We start from the raw sequence: 1,459 nt of genomic DNA on the forward strand, positions 1-1,459 counted from the left end.
AAAACCCAATGCGCAAGGGGACTGTATTATAGTTAATTTATAGAGGAAAGATACAGTTTTTCAGGCTAATAAACCTACAAATAATAATGGAAGAGCTTGCACATAACGTTTCGCCGCTAACCGATCGGTGCGGAAAAAGCACCTGAGTACTTTCGGCTAACGTAAACAAAATTAGTAAATTATGACTTTATTTACCTAAAAACCGCACTGGCGATTAGCGGCTGTTAGCGGCTGGCCTTTTAAAAATCACTATTTTAATTTGTACTTTTTAGCTTCTTCATGAAATCTCCAAAGGCTGGAAAAAATTCTTCAAAAAGTGGATTATTTTTATTTTTTAATACTACTTCGCCAAACATTTTAATGCCTATTGCAAATTCTATCGAATGATTTTTTTCTTCAAATAGATTTTTTTCGCGCATAATTTCAATAATTTTAAAAATGTCGTCATGATTGTCAAATTCCACAATTATCGGATCTGATAATTTTGCATCTTCCTTCATTAAAGAAACTTGTTCTAATTTTATTCTGTATTTATTTGATTTTTTTGTCATGTTTGTAAACTTTGTTATTCTTTAAGTTATAATTTGGTTGTTAGCAGTTTTCGGGGCTTGCCGCTAACGTCCTCGCGCTAGGCGACGTTGCCAAGCAAAGCGGGCTGCGTTCTTTCGGTGAATATAAAACTTTCTCGTAATATTGAACTTCGTTTTGCCTAACTCCTTGGCAATGATCGCTTAGCGTGTGTTAGCGGCAGGCATTTGGATAATGAGTTTCTTTATTTTACTCAAGGATTAAAATTCTCGGCTGTAATTTTAAGCAAATGCATATCTGGGAAACTGCCAAGCAATGAAAGTGCATGTTTGGCTAATTCTTGAGGAACGCGGCCTACAAGATGCTTTAAACGGCCACCATTGTCAGGAAAAACATCGAAAATGCCGTACTCATCGTTCGGTAGATGGATAGCAAACCAAGCTATTGTATCTTCTTCCGCCATGACCAAAGGCTGAGCATCTTTTAAAAATTGTATCACTTCCTGCTCGTGGCCCTCTTTTGCTTTAAATGTGAGCAATAGTCCTTTTGTATTAGTTTCTGCTGGCGCTACGGATGGTAATTTGCTGGCGAGAATATCTATTTTTTGAATATCCGGGGAGGTTTCAAATAATTCATCTGCTTTCTGAATTAAAACGGTGGCAACTGCTCCTTTAAGATGTGCATCACGGGATGCTTCATCAGGGAAAAAATCAATGATGCCATATTCGGACCGGCCAAAACGGAGGGCAAACCAAGCTTTTGTTCCAGCCTCTTGCCGTACTAGCGGAAGGGCAGACGAAAGGAAATCTTCCACCTCGTCATCTTTACCATGTTTCGCTTCTAAACGAACTAATAATCCTTTAGTGATTGTCATGATTCATAATATTAAGTTGTTCTTTAAATTTCGCCTATTAAATTTACATTTAATTTT

General features: G+C 37.2%; 1 protein-coding gene and 1 pseudogene. Both read right to left on the reverse strand.

All coding sequences use genetic code 11. From position 1 onward, the window contains the following. Window positions 1–254: 254 nt before the first annotated feature. On the reverse strand, window positions 255–551 hold the full coding sequence (locus DBR39_RS24080; protein WP_123865849.1) for a DUF3861 domain-containing protein: 297 nt from the start codon (window positions 549–551) through the stop codon (window positions 255–257). Window positions 552–1,099: 548 nt separating this feature from the next. Further along, window positions 1,100–1,402, reverse strand: a pseudogene (locus tag DBR39_RS24640) (putative quinol monooxygenase); the annotation flags it as partial. Window positions 1,403–1,459: the final 57 nt, after the last annotated feature.

The organism is Chryseobacterium sp. KBW03 (genome assembly GCF_003852415.1).
In the GTDB taxonomy this organism is placed as follows: Bacteria; Bacteroidota; Bacteroidia; order Flavobacteriales; family Weeksellaceae; genus Chryseobacterium; species Chryseobacterium viscerum.

Coding starts and splice junctions, on each gene's coding strand:
- DBR39_RS24080 (WP_123865849.1), bottom strand. CDS start 551: ATGACAAAAAAATCAAATAAATACAGAATAAAATTAGAACAAGTTTCT.